At 42.2% G+C, this 14,164-nt stretch carries 29 protein-coding genes and 1 other RNA gene; 25 read left to right on the top strand and 5 right to left on the bottom strand.

The features are described 5' to 3' along the window. The first annotated feature begins 1 nt into the window (after position 1). Entirely contained in the window at positions 2-466 is a 465-nt protein-coding gene (gene smpB / locus ACY8DT_RS08985; RefSeq protein ID WP_462419966.1) for an SsrA-binding protein SmpB, read from the top strand. Between the two features lie 75 nt (positions 467-541). After that, positions 542-904, top strand: a transfer-messenger RNA (tmRNA) gene (gene ssrA, locus ACY8DT_RS08990). Positions 905-998: 94 nt separating this feature from the next. Here the strand turns inward: ssrA and ACY8DT_RS08995 are convergent. From ACY8DT_RS08995 to ACY8DT_RS09015, 5 genes are all read right to left on the bottom strand, one after another. After that, a complete protein-coding gene (locus ACY8DT_RS08995; protein ID WP_462419967.1) occupies positions 999-2,060 on the bottom strand; it encodes a site-specific integrase in 1,062 nt (353 codons plus the stop codon). Between the two features lie 10 nt (positions 2,061-2,070). Next, positions 2,071-2,520, bottom strand: a complete 450-nt coding sequence (locus ACY8DT_RS09000; RefSeq protein WP_462419968.1) for an ImmA/IrrE family metallo-endopeptidase — start codon at positions 2,518-2,520, stop codon at positions 2,071-2,073. Positions 2,521-2,784: 264 nt separating this feature from the next. After that, positions 2,785-3,009, bottom strand: a complete 225-nt coding sequence (locus ACY8DT_RS09005) for a hypothetical protein (protein WP_462419969.1) — start codon at positions 3,007-3,009, stop codon at positions 2,785-2,787. A 99-nt stretch (positions 3,010-3,108) separates the two neighbouring features. After that, on the bottom strand, positions 3,109-3,747 hold the full coding sequence (locus tag ACY8DT_RS09010) for a DUF4352 domain-containing protein (protein ID WP_462419970.1): 639 nt from the start codon (positions 3,745-3,747) through the stop codon (positions 3,109-3,111). 65 nt (positions 3,748-3,812) lie between these two features. Next, the gene (locus tag ACY8DT_RS09015; RefSeq protein ID WP_462419971.1) at positions 3,813-4,163 is read right to left on the bottom strand and encodes a helix-turn-helix domain-containing protein; all 351 of its coding nucleotides are present in this window, start codon (positions 4,161-4,163) and stop codon (positions 3,813-3,815) included. 136 nt (positions 4,164-4,299) lie between these two features. Here ACY8DT_RS09015 and ACY8DT_RS09020 point away from each other — a divergent pair, with 136 nt between their 5' ends. The 23 genes from ACY8DT_RS09020 to ACY8DT_RS09130 all read left to right on the top strand — a co-directional run bounded on the left by ACY8DT_RS09020 (position 4,300) and on the right by ACY8DT_RS09130 (position 14,109). Beyond that, the gene (locus ACY8DT_RS09020) at positions 4,300-4,527 is read left to right on the top strand and encodes a helix-turn-helix domain-containing protein (RefSeq protein ID WP_462419972.1); all 228 of its coding nucleotides are present in this window, start codon (positions 4,300-4,302) and stop codon (positions 4,525-4,527) included. Between the two features lie 15 nt (positions 4,528-4,542). After that, the gene (locus ACY8DT_RS09025) at positions 4,543-5,319 is read left to right on the top strand and encodes a phage antirepressor KilAC domain-containing protein (protein WP_462419973.1); all 777 of its coding nucleotides are present in this window, start codon (positions 4,543-4,545) and stop codon (positions 5,317-5,319) included. Beyond that, on the top strand, positions 5,319-5,573 hold the full coding sequence (locus tag ACY8DT_RS09030) for a hypothetical protein (protein ID WP_462419974.1): 255 nt from the start codon (positions 5,319-5,321) through the stop codon (positions 5,571-5,573). Before ACY8DT_RS09025 ends, ACY8DT_RS09030 begins: the two co-directional genes overlap by 1 nt. A 157-nt stretch (positions 5,574-5,730) precedes the next feature. Further along, positions 5,731-6,237 (top strand): helix-turn-helix domain-containing protein, encoded by a 507-nt coding sequence (locus ACY8DT_RS09035; RefSeq protein ID WP_462419975.1) that lies wholly within the window; start codon positions 5,731-5,733, stop codon positions 6,235-6,237. Further along, on the top strand, positions 6,238-6,462 hold the full coding sequence (locus ACY8DT_RS09040; RefSeq protein ID WP_462419976.1) for a hypothetical protein: 225 nt from the start codon (positions 6,238-6,240) through the stop codon (positions 6,460-6,462). Next, positions 6,463-6,615, top strand: coding sequence for a hypothetical protein (locus tag ACY8DT_RS09045; protein WP_462419977.1), 153 nt, complete (start codon positions 6,463-6,465; stop codon positions 6,613-6,615). Next, positions 6,612-6,824: a hypothetical protein gene (locus tag ACY8DT_RS09050; protein WP_462419978.1), complete on the top strand. Its 213-nt coding sequence runs from the start codon at positions 6,612-6,614 to the stop codon at positions 6,822-6,824. Before ACY8DT_RS09045 ends, ACY8DT_RS09050 begins: the two co-directional genes overlap by 4 nt. Next, the gene (locus ACY8DT_RS09055; protein WP_462419979.1) at positions 6,817-7,017 is read left to right on the top strand and encodes a hypothetical protein; all 201 of its coding nucleotides are present in this window, start codon (positions 6,817-6,819) and stop codon (positions 7,015-7,017) included. The genes ACY8DT_RS09050 and ACY8DT_RS09055 overlap by 8 nt, the downstream gene beginning before the upstream one ends. Positions 7,018-7,075: 58 nt before the next feature. After that, on the top strand, positions 7,076-8,023 hold the full coding sequence (locus ACY8DT_RS09060) for a YqaJ viral recombinase family nuclease (protein ID WP_462419980.1): 948 nt from the start codon (positions 7,076-7,078) through the stop codon (positions 8,021-8,023). 2 nt (positions 8,024-8,025) lie between these two features. Then, entirely contained in the window at positions 8,026-8,850 is an 825-nt protein-coding gene (recT, locus tag ACY8DT_RS09065) for a recombination protein RecT (protein ID WP_462419981.1), read from the top strand. Next, a complete protein-coding gene (gene ssb, locus ACY8DT_RS09070; protein ID WP_462419982.1) occupies positions 8,840-9,337 on the top strand; it encodes a single-stranded DNA-binding protein in 498 nt (165 codons plus the stop codon). Before recT ends, ssb begins: the two co-directional genes overlap by 11 nt. An 11-nt stretch (positions 9,338-9,348) precedes the next feature. Beyond that, entirely contained in the window at positions 9,349-10,155 is an 807-nt protein-coding gene (locus tag ACY8DT_RS09075) for a putative phage replisome organizer (RefSeq protein ID WP_462419983.1), read from the top strand. A gap of 11 nt (positions 10,156-10,166) precedes the next feature. Beyond that, positions 10,167-10,958, top strand: a complete 792-nt coding sequence (locus ACY8DT_RS09080; RefSeq protein ID WP_462419984.1) for an ATP-binding protein — start codon at positions 10,167-10,169, stop codon at positions 10,956-10,958. Beyond that, entirely contained in the window at positions 10,958-11,185 is a 228-nt protein-coding gene (locus ACY8DT_RS09085; RefSeq protein WP_462419985.1) for a hypothetical protein, read from the top strand. Before ACY8DT_RS09080 ends, ACY8DT_RS09085 begins: the two co-directional genes overlap by 1 nt. After that, positions 11,182-11,685 (top strand): hypothetical protein, encoded by a 504-nt coding sequence (locus tag ACY8DT_RS09090; RefSeq protein WP_462419986.1) that lies wholly within the window; start codon positions 11,182-11,184, stop codon positions 11,683-11,685. The genes ACY8DT_RS09085 and ACY8DT_RS09090 overlap by 4 nt, the downstream gene beginning before the upstream one ends. A 22-nt stretch (positions 11,686-11,707) precedes the next feature. Continuing rightward, the gene (locus ACY8DT_RS09095) at positions 11,708-12,178 is read left to right on the top strand and encodes a hypothetical protein (RefSeq protein WP_462419987.1); all 471 of its coding nucleotides are present in this window, start codon (positions 11,708-11,710) and stop codon (positions 12,176-12,178) included. Between the two features lie 97 nt (positions 12,179-12,275). Then, positions 12,276-12,740: a hypothetical protein gene (locus ACY8DT_RS09100; RefSeq protein WP_462419988.1), complete on the top strand. Its 465-nt coding sequence runs from the start codon at positions 12,276-12,278 to the stop codon at positions 12,738-12,740. 97 nt (positions 12,741-12,837) lie between these two features. Then, the gene (locus tag ACY8DT_RS09105) at positions 12,838-13,020 is read left to right on the top strand and encodes a hypothetical protein (RefSeq protein ID WP_462419989.1); all 183 of its coding nucleotides are present in this window, start codon (positions 12,838-12,840) and stop codon (positions 13,018-13,020) included. A gap of 1 nt (position 13,021) precedes the next feature. Continuing rightward, the gene (locus ACY8DT_RS09110) at positions 13,022-13,234 is read left to right on the top strand and encodes a hypothetical protein (RefSeq protein WP_462419990.1); all 213 of its coding nucleotides are present in this window, start codon (positions 13,022-13,024) and stop codon (positions 13,232-13,234) included. Continuing rightward, positions 13,231-13,452 (top strand): hypothetical protein, encoded by a 222-nt coding sequence (locus ACY8DT_RS09115; RefSeq protein ID WP_462419991.1) that lies wholly within the window; start codon positions 13,231-13,233, stop codon positions 13,450-13,452. Before ACY8DT_RS09110 ends, ACY8DT_RS09115 begins: the two co-directional genes overlap by 4 nt. Then, positions 13,449-13,619: a defense against restriction DarA-related protein gene (locus ACY8DT_RS09120; RefSeq protein ID WP_462419992.1), complete on the top strand. Its 171-nt coding sequence runs from the start codon at positions 13,449-13,451 to the stop codon at positions 13,617-13,619. Before ACY8DT_RS09115 ends, ACY8DT_RS09120 begins: the two co-directional genes overlap by 4 nt. Next, a complete protein-coding gene (locus ACY8DT_RS09125) occupies positions 13,616-13,921 on the top strand; it encodes a MazG-like family protein (RefSeq protein ID WP_462419993.1) in 306 nt (101 codons plus the stop codon). The genes ACY8DT_RS09120 and ACY8DT_RS09125 overlap by 4 nt, the downstream gene beginning before the upstream one ends. Beyond that, complete coding sequence (locus ACY8DT_RS09130; protein ID WP_462419994.1) at positions 13,921-14,109, top strand: hypothetical protein; 189 nt, start codon at positions 13,921-13,923, stop codon at positions 14,107-14,109. The genes ACY8DT_RS09125 and ACY8DT_RS09130 overlap by 1 nt, the downstream gene beginning before the upstream one ends. The last annotated feature ends 55 nt before the right edge of the window (positions 14,110-14,164 follow it).

Genomic DNA, 14,164 nt, shown 5'->3' on the forward strand with positions numbered 1-14,164 from the left:
TATGAAAAAACATCATACCAAGCCGCTTGCCCAGAACAGGAAGGCAAGGCACGATTATACAATTGAAGACACCATTGAAGCGGGCATTGCACTTAAAGGCACTGAGATCAAGTCCATCAGACGAGGGTCGGCGAACCTGGTGGATGCCTATGCAAAGACGTACAGAGGTGAGATGTATGTGTACAATATGCACATCGCACCTTATGAAGAGGGGAACCGCTTCAACCACGACCCCCTCCGTACGAGAAAGCTCCTTCTTCACAGAAAAGAGATCAACAAGCTGATGGGTCATATACAGGAGACCGGTAACGCTTTGATCCCCCTTAAGCTCTATATTAAAAACGGGGTGTGCAAAGTCCTCCTCGGCATGGCCAAAGGTAAGAAGAAATATGATAAGCGTGAAGATTCGAAACGTAAACAGATGAAACTCGAAGCAGACCGCGCGATGAAAGACCGTATGAGGTAGGCGGCACCGCTTGAAGTACAGCCTGATTCCTGTTATAATATACTTCACTCGAAAATATCGAGACCTTTTAAATCCGGGGACGTTCCGGATTCGACAGGGGCTGTTTGGGCATTTTAAGCGTGTCGGAGGTTGCGGCTTCGTCATCAACGCTACACAGTTTATAATAACTGGCAAACAAAACAATTTCGCAGTAGCTGCCTAAGAGCGCTCTGCATCATCCCATGAGCTTTCCTGTGGCCCATGACGATGATTCAATTTTAACAGGATATTCAAAGAGTCTGCCGTCTTAAGACTCTTTGAAGAAACCAATAAGACTAGCATGGACTTGACGGTTCGTTCATTACCATCATCCATGCGAAACTGAGAAATGAACTACACACGTAGAAAGAAATGTATCAAGGTCTCTGGACGCGGGTTCAACTCCCGCCGTCTCCATATACAAGGCTCTAACCCTAGTGGTTGAGCCTTTTTTTATTGTCGTGACCACCGTATGACCACTTAAAGACCACTGATAAGCCTGATTTGACGCATTTTACAATAAGTCTGCAGCGGATTTCTGAGTATCAGAATAGGGATTGGCATAGATTTCTTCAATGTAGTCCAGGTTGGAATGGCCGACCCGTTTCATAACAAGATCTTTACTCATATTTGCCCGAAAAATACAATCCGTAATATGTGAATGTCTGAATTCATGTATTTTTATCTTCGGCAAACCGGATAATTTATGATAACGATCATACCATCTATCAATCGTTGTCTCCCCAACCGCTTTATAAAAGCTGCCAAAAACCACATACGCCGCCTTGTAGGGTTTATTATCTTGATACCATGTTTGGTATTGTTTCAATACATTCATCGTATGCGCCGGCATATAGACAATCCTGACGGACGATTTCGACTTCGGTTCATGCACTTTCCCTTTGTAATTTGTTTTATCTACGTTAATATATGACTGCTCAAAGTTGACATCTTTCCATGACAGCGCTCGTGCCTCTCCCTTCCGAAGTCCGCTATAAAATAATAATCGAAACATGGCTTGATGCTCAATGTCATCAATCAAGCTGTAGAAGTGTTCAAATTGCTCGACTGTCCACACGTTATGAATGACTTTATCACTATCTTTAATATAACCAGCCAGGCTCGATGCGTTTAATTTTAAAGCGAAGAACCGAATGCCGTGCGACAACATGCCGGTCAGATGTGACTGCGCCTTGATGATGTAACTGGTCGATAAATCTTTATTGATCATATACTTTTGAAAGTCGAGTACATCTTGCGGTGTCATCTTGTGTACATTGATTTCTTTAAAGAACGGTCTCAGATTCACTTTGATGTGTGACTTTAATGAATTGGCACTCGATGGCTTATTCTTTTCTGTGTAATATGACAGATAGTGGTCAGCTAGTGTATCGAAGGGCAGCACATCGAATGTTTCCCCGCCTTTAATCAAGTCATGAAAATCTTCTTCCCACTTTTTGGCGTCCTTCCGTCGTTTAAAGTTGCGTTTGGTTTTATATCGCCGCACACCGTACTGATCAATGTAACTGGTATTCACATACCACGTCTGCCTTTTTTCATCTTTGTAAATCGCCATGTGATCCCTCCTAAAAATACAGCATCTGCGTTCTGGCATGATTCTTCAATAATTCCAAGCGATCCAATGCCAAAGGCTCTGTGACGTTAAAATGATGCATCAACGCCTGCGCATCAAATAACTCATGCTTACATATCAATTTCTCCGGCATCATCAGGAGCAGGGCAAATTTTCCCGCCTCCGCCTCCTGCATGACATTAAAGCCTTTCGGCATGACGTTCTGATTCGTTGCATGCAGAAACATGTGCGCAGACTCATGGCAAAAAGCATGAAACATTTCACGGCGTTTATCAAATTTCAATCCGACGATATCCACGCCGGCTTTCTGTACATAAAAGTTTGCTTCATGGTTATACAGGATGTGCACCCCGAAGACATACGACAGGTGCTCGATGTTCAAATCCATCGTATCAATGATGCAGCAATCTACAATTTGATTGACCTTTTCTTCAATTCTCATAAAATCCCCCTAATTTAGAACGTGTGTTCGGTTTAATGATTAAAATAATACTGACCACTCAAAAGGCCAGTGGTCAGCTGGTGTGCTATTATTAAGTTATATAGGATGCCGGGCGCTCGTGGATTAAGTTATTGCTTGTCTGCTCATTAATCTATGCGTTGCACTTTCTGATTACTTTCATGACATTCATCAGCTTAGCTCAAGGTTGCCATATCTTGCGACTTAGGTTTTCCTTGAATTCACCCGGTACTCGGCTTACTATTACTAATAAGCAGGGCATTTACTACCTAGGTCTAAATCACCGCATTCAGTGTTAACGATTGACTCTGCCATACGAGAGATATGCTCATCGAACTCATTCTTCATCTCTGGCATCTCTCCCATACGGTTTATTGTTTCTTCAATGCTTTTCGGAACTTCTATAACATTTTCAGTAAACGGCGTAATAGCGTCCTGTGAAAGACCAAACTTCAATTTTGTTACCGCCACGGTTTTTTATCCGTGGCTTCTTTATGTTTCCATAAAGTTCAGCATACTTGTTCATCCTATAAGTGCCGACCACCGTCACCAGTGGTCAGCTGGTTGTTACTATTGAATATCTACACTATAAATGGCTTTTTCGCCACTAAAGTTCATGAAAGGTGAGAACTCTAATTCAATTTCAGAAGGTTCACCCATAATAGCGAATGATTGTTGTCCTGAAATTGAACGTCCAGCAGATACGCCATCCATTAAAGTCGCTACTGGATATGTTTCGGCTTTGCTACCATCTACATACAATTGAATATCCATACCTACAGGGTAGTCCTGATCAGTGTCATTCTGAATTGTTACATCTAACATTAGAACATTATCTGGCTGAATTTCTGCAAACTGATTTCTTTCATCTGTGTAGTAAGCATCGTCTAATGTGAAAGTAATATCATCAATTGTTGCTGAATCTCCAATAGATAAGCTGCTTTCAGCAGTCTCTGTTTCTTCTTCAATCACTTCTTCGGTATCTGCTGTGTCACTTGATGAACTATCATTCGTTTCTTCTGTAGCTTCTTCTGTAGCTTCTTCTGTAGATTCTTCTGTAGATTCTTCTGGAGTTGTATTAGTGGCGTCATCCCCACCACTTAATAGTGCACCACAAGCGCCTAATAGAATGAGTACACCGAAAATGATTAATACCCATTTGAGACAGCCGCCACGTTTCTTCTGTTGCTTACGTTCTTCTTCTGACATTCAAAATCCCCCTCTAATTCTAATATATGTAATTGCAATCTATAAATAATAGGGCATAGCCCCAATTACTTATCTTTATTCTTTTGTTTATACGCAAGGAACTCTATCTTATCGTTAATCTCTTTTATCAATTCCTGTTTCACATCTTCTGGCAGGGCATCAAACGCTTCTTTATCCTCAAACATGAAAGCGTCGAAGTCGTCTGATGAATCGTGACGTTCCCTTCCATTAAGTTCATCGAGTGAAATGTCGAAGATATCCGCAATTTTTATTTGAGTATCGTTATCTGGAGTTCTAACTCCACTTTCATATCTTGATAGAACAACATTAGAAACTCCTATTTTCTCAGCGAACTCTTTTTGAGTGTAACCGTTGATAGTCCTGTAATGTTTAATCCTTTTAGCTATGTCACTCATGACACCACTCCCTTAACTTCATGTTACCATAATGGCAACGCTAAATTAATTTCCGTTTAGGTAATATTTATGCTTGACTTACCTTTATGGTAATGTAATAATAGAGTTACCGAAAAGGAAAGTGAGGTGCAGAACTATGGCAGGAGAAAAAATTGACATCAAACGTATTAAAGAGGCTCGTGAAGCGAAAGGCATAAGCGTTTATGAAATGTCTAAAGCGTTGGGGTATAAGAGTTATGTTGCTTACTACCGTAAAGAAGAAGGTACTAGAAAATTCAACACCAGTGATGTTGCTGGCATTTCGAAAATATTGGGGTTGGAACTCGACGATATTTTTTTAAATGATAAGTTACCGCAAAGGTAATAAAGGAGAGGAACAATGAATCGACTGCAAGTACTCGAACAAAGAAATGTATTGGATCAGGAGCTAAGGATTTACGGCACTCAAGAAGAGCCACTATTTATGGCGAAAGATATAGCGAATTGGATAGATCACAGTAATGTCTCAAAAATGGTTTCAGATGCAGACCTAGAAGAAAACGAAAAACAAATCCACAGAGTAAGCACACTAACTAACAGTTATAGCGCCCTATTTCTTACTGAAGACGGCATGTACGAAGTATTGATGCAATCTCGCAAACCAATTGCGAAAACATTTAAAAAGAGGATTAAAGAAATCCTGAAGGATATCCGAAAGCATGGCATGTACGCAACTCCACAAACTGTTGAAACAATGCTGAATAATCCAGATACGATGATCGAATTATTACAGAACTATAAAGAAGTGAAGGAGAAGCATGCTGCCGCTGAAATGCAAATTGCCAAAGATAAACCAAAAGTGCTTTTCGCAGAAGCTGTAGATGCCAGTGAATCATCAATCCTCGTCGGAGAACTCGCGAAGCTAATTGCTCAAAACGGTTACAAGATCGGACAAAATCAACTCTTCGATTGGTTGAGAGAGAATGGCTACCTTATTAAACGCAAGGGCGAGTCTTACAACTTGCCAACACAACGCAGCATGGACTTAGAAATCATGGACATCAAGAAGCGTGTTCACAACAACCCTGACGGCTCCATTCGGACGACTAGAACGACGAAGATCACCGGCAAAGGGCAGCAGTACTTCATTAATAAGTTTTTGGGAGGCAACGTGTAATGCATCCGCACACTTACAACCGACTGAAAGAGTTAATCGACCTGATGGAACAAGCGCGACTCAACAAAGAAAAAGTGTACACCATTCCCGAAGTATATAAGGGTGCAAAAATTGGAGTTCTAACAGATAGAGAAGGATTTTTGGAATATATCCTCACTCATGCTCAAAACGTCTTGATTGACGAAACAACTATGAAAGAACTAGAGGATGAAGCTCATAGAGGAAAGAGTATCACTCTATTAAAGAAGAAGTGATGCCAGTGAGCGACCAACTCACTGACATCTGCTATTAAATCAGTCTTCGACTGACTCAGCATGAACAATCAGTTATGCGACTAACTTTGTTCTAACTACAGTATAGAACTTAATTGAGACAACAAACAATAGATAAATCATGACAGGAGGACAACAAATGCTAACAACAATTGAGAAATTCAGAAAACGTACTGGACTCACACAGCAAGCCGTAGCAGACATGCTGCATACCGATAAATCATATATATCTCATATAGAACATAACCGCAGAGACATGACACAGACGATGTACAGCGCAGGTTTCAACAACGCCACAGACAGCCACCTGCTGAACGATATGGCGCATGAGGTGACTGCAGGACATACACCACCATCTGCCAGTAATCGAGTGTATGACGACCATCGTATGAGTATCAAGCACCGATTGAAAAGAGAGATACAGGAATTTATAGAAGTGACTTCAGACCACTGTTTAGACAAACGGCCTGAGTTCCTGACGCCGGACGAAAAAGAACTGATCGTGACACAGATTTCAGAACTACAAGACATCTTATTCGAGGGCAATCACTTCATCAGTCGAATCGTCGAAGATTACGACTTCATCAATCCGCAGCACCTGAAAAAGAATCGGGATGCCCGTTTGAAAATGGAAAGGAGAATCTAAATGAAGAAGTTTTATCAGCTGTACATCGCAAGGAATGAAGCTGGCGATTCACTCACTGCATCCGGTGAATTGATTGGCGTAAGCAAATCGAACTACTGGGAGAAGGAAAATGGCAATACACCATTCAAACTGCATGAGGCGTTCATCTTAGCGAGGCACTACAACATGAAGGTGGATGAACTATTCCCGGAGACACTGCTGATGCTTGAAAAGGAAGTGGTGTAAATGTGGGCATGGATCACTCTATTTTTAATCATCATGGGCGTTGCGTTAATCGGAATGGGGCAGACAACCGAAATCGTGATTGTCGGAATAATCGGCTTTCTGGCAGGCGTCACAACAATGGTATTAGGCGTTGAAAAGGAGGAATCACAATGATTCAGGAAAAAATCAAACGAATTATCAACCGTGAGCAGTCGAAAAAGCAGGCGATTATTACGATTACTGCAGCTGTTGATGTGGATGTAAACAGTTACGAATCAGTCGAAAGGCAAGCGGCTAGAGCCGTTTTGAAAGCTGATTCGGAAATTGATTCTATCGACGGTCTGGAATTTGAAGAAGTGATCGAGGTGAGGGCGCATGAGTAGGTTCACGATTGCCAGAGCGTTGTACGAATCAGAATATGAAGCGTTGAAGTTGAGAACTCGAATCGAATCGCTCGAAGAAGAAAATGCACGACTAAGGAAGCAGGTTTCCGACATCAAGAAAATCAAGATGGGCGACCATACAGATCTGTTGTTCGATGATGTGCCGCACATTTTCAAAAGAAAAGGCCTCTGACGGCAATCAGAGGCGAATAAGAAATATACCAACTAAATTATATCATAGGAGGGTTTTCATGGTAAGTGCACTCAATATTAAAAATATGACACATGAAGAATGGCTCCAGGAAAGAAACACTGGAATCGGTGGATCAGACGCTGGCACAATCCTTGGAGTGAATAAATGGAAGTCGAAAGCGCAGCTGTTTCTGGAAAAGACGGACCCAGAGCTGAGGCAAGAAATCAATAACGAATATATTTATTGGGGCAATGTCCTAGAGGATATTGTGGCAGATGAATTTGCAAGACGAACAGGAAAAAAAGTGAGACGAGACAACCGCATGCTAAGGCATCCGGAACATGATTTCATGCTGGCCAACCTGGATAGGGTGGTCGTCGGTGAAAAAGCGCTGCTCGAATGTAAGACCACCTCACAATACAACAAAGATCTTTGGGTGGATGATGAAATTCCGGCGCAGTACCTGTGTCAGGTTCAGCATTACATGGCTGTCACAGGCTATGAGAAGGCTTATGTTGCTGTCTTGCTCGGTGGTAATGAGTTCATCTGGAAAGAAATCGACCGGGATGAAGAACTGATTCAAATTATCATCGATGCAGAATATGACTTTTGGCATAACCATGTACAGGCCGGTGTGCTGCCCGAAATCGACGGCAGTGAGGCAATGACGAACTTTATCAATCACATGTATTCAGATATCGATGATGAAGAAATAGAGCTGAATGAGGATGCTGACACCTTAATCAAAGCAATCCAATCCTGCAAGGTATCTGTCAAAGAAACGACTGAAATGCAAAAGAAGTATGAGAATCAACTGAAAGACACACTGAAACATAACGTCAAAGGCACCAGCAAAAACTATCAAGTGACATGGAAGCCTCAGACTCGTCGATCACTGGATAAGAAATCACTGGAAGAGAAATATGGCAGGGACACACTGGAAGATTACTACAAGGAAACGGAATCTAGAGTATTACGCATTAAAGAAATCAAGGAGGAACAATAATTATGGCGACAAACGACAGTTTAAAAAATCATGTGGCAACAAAGCAGAAAAACGAGGTCAGCACTGGTAAAAAACCAATGACCATCAATGACTATATCGATCAGATGGCACCAGCAATGGCACAGGCGCTGCCAAAACACATGAGTATTGAACGTATGACGAGAATGGCGACCACAGTCATCAGAACGACCCCGCAACTCAAAGAGGCGGATGTTTCAAGCCTGCTTGGTGCAGTCATGCAATCGGCACAGCTCGGACTTGAACCGGGGCCGATGGGACACTGCTACTTCCTGCCATTCAGAAACAATAAAAAAGGTACGACGGAAGTCACGTTCATTATCGGTTACAGGGGGATGATTGACCTTGCTAGGCGTTCAGGTCACATCCAGTCAATTTACGCTCATGCAGTGTATGAAAATGACGAGTTCAATTATGAACTTGGCTTACATGCAGACTTGAAGCACAAGCCGGCAGAAGAGAATAGAGGACAGTTCAAAGGCGCTTATGCCGTCGCGCACTTCAAAGACGGCGGTTATCAGTTCGAGTATATGCCGAAATCAGAAATTGAAAAACGCAGAGCAAGAAGCAAGGCTGGAAATAGTAAGTATTCACCGTGGTCAACGGACTATGAAGAAATGGCGAAGAAAACAGTCATTCGTTACATGTGGAAGTATCTGCCGGTATCTGTTGAAATGCAGCAGGCAGTTGAGAATGACGAAGGCACAGGCAAGAACATTAAAGATATTACACCAGATGATGAAAGTTATGTGGATATGCCTGAATTAGTTGGTGAGTATCCAGAAGAAGGTGCGGCTGATGATCAATAGAGTCGTATTGGTTGGGAGATTGACGCGTGATCCAGAAATGCGCGTCAGTCAATCCAACGTCGCAGTCACAAACTTCAACTTAGCAGTTAATAGACCGTTCTCTAATAAAGACGGTGAGCAGCAAGCCGATTTCATCAATATCGTAACATTCCGTAAAACTGCAGAAAACGTCAATCAGTACCTCAGTAAAGGATCTCTATGCGGTATAGATGGTCGCATTCAGACAAGAAATTATGAAAATAAGGAAGGTCAGCGAGTGTACGTGACAGAAGTTGTCGCTGATTCAGTGCAGTTCCTGGAACCGAAAGGGAGCAACAATAATCAATCTAGCGGTACACCATCTAGCAATAGCAGTCAACGCTATGGTCCAACGCCCGGCGGTGAATCCAGAGGGCGAGCTGCACAAACTCAAAGTAAGCCGGTAGAGGAGAATCCGTTCCAAGGTGATACCCAGGTGAATGTCGATGATGATGATTTACCATTTTAAGGAGAGGTTCTATGACAGAGAATAAAAGATATTTCTGGCTGAAATTGAAGGAGGACTTCTTCAGCCAGAAAGAAATAAAGATGTTGCGAAAGATTGCAGGCGGAGACACTTACACAATCATTTATTTAAAAATGCTTCTGCTCAGTTTGAAAAATGACGGCAAAATATATTTCGATGGTATTGCTGATAACTTCGTTGAGGAGATTGCACTCGATATTGATGAGGAAATTGAAAATACACAAATCACATTCAATTACTTACAACAAAAAGGATTGATTGAATTTGACAGCGACAGCGAGCTAGACATGGTTAATATCGCCTCAATGATCGGTTCTGAGACTGAATCTGCAAGAAGAGTACGGAAACACCGAAATAAGAAAGCGTTACAAAGTAACAACGATGTAACCAGTCAGAAACACTTAGGTAACACAGAGATAGAGAAAGAGACAGAACTAGAGAAAGAGATAGACACAGAGACAGACAAAGAAGGTGTCGGTGTCGTCTTCGATAAGTATTCCGAATTGGGTTTCGGTGCAATGAACCCTTACAAAGCAGAGCAGATTCAAGACTGGCTAAAAACATTTGAACCAGGTGTCGTTATTAAATCTTTAGAGATTGCATCGAATAATAATAAAACGACGATGCAATATGTAAATGGCATTTTGAATAACTGGAAGCAAAGAGGGCTGACGACGGTTGAAAAAGTGGAAGCAGAAGAGCAAAAAGAGAAGGTGCAAAAATTTAAATCGGGCAACCGTTCATTTGGCACACCAAACGACGAAGAAACTCGAAATCAATATAAAGATCTAGGGTTTTAAGGAGGCTCACTATGGATAAAATCGCAGAGTTTATGGCAGAGCACAAAATGAAAGATACGAGAGTTGAACATCTTGGAGAAAGGTGTGAGGGGTGTGGACGAGATTTGCAAAGAGTAACCATCACATTTGAAGATGGCTCTGAAAAAGTAAATTTAGCCGGTTGCATGTGTGAGGCAAATCGTAAAGCGCAAGAAAGACAACGTGAACTGAACGCACGAGATTATGATCGGTTTTCTGTCATTCAAAATGAGTACCTGGAAAAATCATTCGATAATTATATTGTCAATAGCGATGATGAAGAACAAAAGAAGATGCAATCTGAAGCACTCAAATTCACTAAACACTATGCATTGAATTTCAGTTCGCATCTTAAAGAGAAACAGAATCTTTTTATTCAAGGCACGTTTGGAACTGGCAAGACACATCTTGCTGCTGCCATTCGAAATGAAGTATCAAAGCAAAATTATAAAGTGTTATTTATTTCACTGCCAAACTACATCGAAGCACTCAAGAAAGAGTTTCGAGATAAATCGAACCATCACTCAATTTATAAATGGGCAACTGAAGCCGATCTTTTAATTCTGGATGATGTGGGTGCGAATCGTATGAATGAGTTCGCAATATCAGAATTGTTCAGGCTCGTCGATGCTCGCATTGATAAATGTACTGTGTACACCACAAACATGACCAGTGAAGAATTTACGCAGACAAAAGAACTAAATAGAATCTTGTCTCGTATGGTTAACCGTGCAAAAGCGATTGTTATAAAAGGTACAGATTATAGACGAAAGGGATTGATGTAATGACCCAAACATTACAATCAGTCGAGATTCGGATTCAGCAATCGCCTGAATCCATTCTCACTGACAAATTACTGAATGACGTTCCCATCACTAAAACGGACATCGAAGCGCTCGACCTGTTCAACGATCACTATATCAACATGCTGATGCAGGACGAGCAGACGATGAAATATAAACTGGCTGAAGTATTAACGAGGCAGTCGATGACGGAGGTGAGATCGGAATGAGCCATCAAGTATTCACAGACGAAGAATATGCCATCGGCGCACAGAATGGCGTGACCCGACAGAACATGTGCCGCCGTTTAAGACGAGGGTGGAAATATGAAGACTGCTACACCGTGCCGGTGACGAAAGTCAGACAGACCCGACTGAAAGAGAATGAGAACCTGAACGGTAAAACGTTATGCGGTCAGTTTGTCAGCCATGAACAACTCAACACCGCCGAGGACAACGGCATCGCATATAACACGTTATGGACACGCCTTGAAAAAGGCATGGACTTAGCCACAGCCATCAGTCAACCGGTCGGCAGACGCCAGAAAGTGAAAGATAATCTGCCGTCGGAATTCGATGCACCGGAAATCAAAGAAATCGTATCTCGTATAAAAGCTCTAAATCAGCACGAGATGAAATCTTTTCCTGTTATGATACCGAAGCCCATAAAAGTAAAAATGGACCAACTAGGCATAAAATTTGAGGATATTAAGCCTATGACTAAGAGTTAGTCAGGATGAAAGGAGAAAATAAATGAATATTAGAGCATTGAACGCCTATGAATTTAAGATTGCAAACAAGCGTTACATCGGTTCAGTGGAGGATGTTGTTAAGGAATCGGGATTGACCGAAGACTATTTAAGAAAAATCATCGATGCACCGGACATTGAAACGTATGGCGAGCTGATTGGCAAGAAGTATCCCGTTTTTTACATGATGGATCGTGCCACAGACATGTTGCAGATGAAGGGCACACGTCACGAACTGGCACAGCAGTTGGACATTCAGATGGAATCGCTGTACAAGCATACGAAATATAAATTGATATTCGCAGATGAATACAAATTTGAAGCGATTGAACGTGTGCCGGCGGTCAAAGAACCGGTGAAACGAGTCAGGAAAAAGCAGTTGCTGCCGTTTGCAGGTCCCGTACCGTTTAGAGCCAGTCGATATGTAGAGTCGCTTTATCATTCGTATTTCAAAGGATGGAGTGATGTGAAATGAACCTATTCACATTATTACTCACGCTAATCATCATCAACATCATATTGATCGCTTTGTACTTTGCCTTTGAGATTTATAAATATTGGAGGTCTTATAAATGAAAATCAAGACAGTTAAAAAGATGAACCTGCCGGAATTGATCCAGTATGTGTGGGAGAACGATTTTTCAGTAAGGGGATTCATGGTTTTCAGGAGCGATTGTGACAATTTCGAAGTAAGGGTATCCACCCATATGCTAGATTACGTTTGGGACAAAACTTCAAAATTTTCGGGTGTTCCCAGACACACAACTTTCACAGTATCCACCGAAAAAGAACTAACGGAGGAAACGGAGTTTGAAGAGTTGTGGGAGGTTTACTACAACAAAGGTAGAAGCGATGTAGACTCTTACACAGATGGCAAAGTGAACGCAGTCACTTCAACAAGCGTTTCCCAGATATTGCAGGAAAATTCAATAGACTATGAAAACGTCACTTTAGCTATATTCCGCAAAGATACCCTCATCTGGAGCAAAGACACAGGCATCCCCGAGCATGGCATGGTGGAGGTGGAGGTGGAATGACCAAACAACCACAACCCGTCACACCGGAAGAACAGCCGAAGCGAGTGAGCAAGGAGAAACCAAAGCCGGTGCGCATTCATACAGGGAGGGATAAGTAATGCAAATCAAACAAGGCGACACATTCCATGTACAAACAGGTGGCACAATACGCATCGAACACATCGATGTAAACACAGTCAAGTTCCGTTACATTCAAGGCATGAGCAAGTCGGGAGAGATACACAGGGAAACGTTTAGTCAGTTTGTGGAGAATAAATACTTTGAAAAGGTGGAGGGCTGACGTGAAGATTCGTAAAACGACTATAAAAGAGCGGAGGGCGACATACTTCGGAGGTGCATTTCTTATGCTGCTTTTGCTATTGGGCCGGTCAATCACAAACTTCCACGATTGGCACACATTGTTACTGACAATTACAGCTCTGGTGTCACTGTACCTTTTCGACATCGAGGACAAAAGGATGTATCAAAATCCCAAAAGGGAGGATGACCAATGAACCAACTCACTATATTCGACACATTAGACCGTCCAACTGGTCTATTGCACCGCTGCCACCTGTACCATGGCGACCAGTTCATGTACACCGCCTTCCCGTCTCTCAAAGGCATGAAAGCGATTGGCATACGCAGTAGTGAGGTATATGACATGACGGCGGATGAGTATCGAGCATGGATTGACGAAAATGGATATGAGGAGAGGGGAGTGAAGCCGTGAAGTTACATTGGTATGAACTTACATTACGTGGTATTTCACCGGGATGTCAGCCAGATGGATTTAAAGATAAAGATTTTAACTATGGAAAATATGGAGCGGTCGCTTACGACAGACAATTACGTGATGAAGAGGTCTCGAAATACGAAATGAAGGAGATTAATAAATGAACATTACAGAACTAACAAGAAAAATAGAGGTGTGGGCGATAGATCGTAACTTGCACACGGCAGACAGCTCAAAACAAGCGTTGAAGCTCGGAGAAGAGTTCGGTGAACTATGCGAGGCGTTGGCAAAGGGTAATCGTAACATGCTGAAGGACAGCCTCGGTGACATGTATGTGGTGATGACTATCCTTGCCATGCAGGAGAGAGTAGATGTGAAGGCTTGCGTCGAGATGGCTTACGAAGAAATCAAAGACCGAAAAGGCAAGATGATTGACGGTGTATTCGTTAAGGAGGGTGACTATTGATGGCTAAACATACAGTAATTCTTAAAGAGGATGCGAAGAAGTATCTATCCATGAAATCGCAGTATCGTCTGAAAATGATGATTGATGCAATTAATTTAGGCAGAGAGTCGGACGGCAGAGAACCGATTGAGGCGCTGGAAGTCGATGATTATGAATACAGTCAATGGTTCGATAGGGGGCGACGTTGATGGATAATAATAAATTTACAAATTTGATGGCGCAGATTGTCGTCGGGTGCATTGC

It is taken from the genome of Salinicoccus sp. Marseille-QA3875, assembly GCF_054950095.1.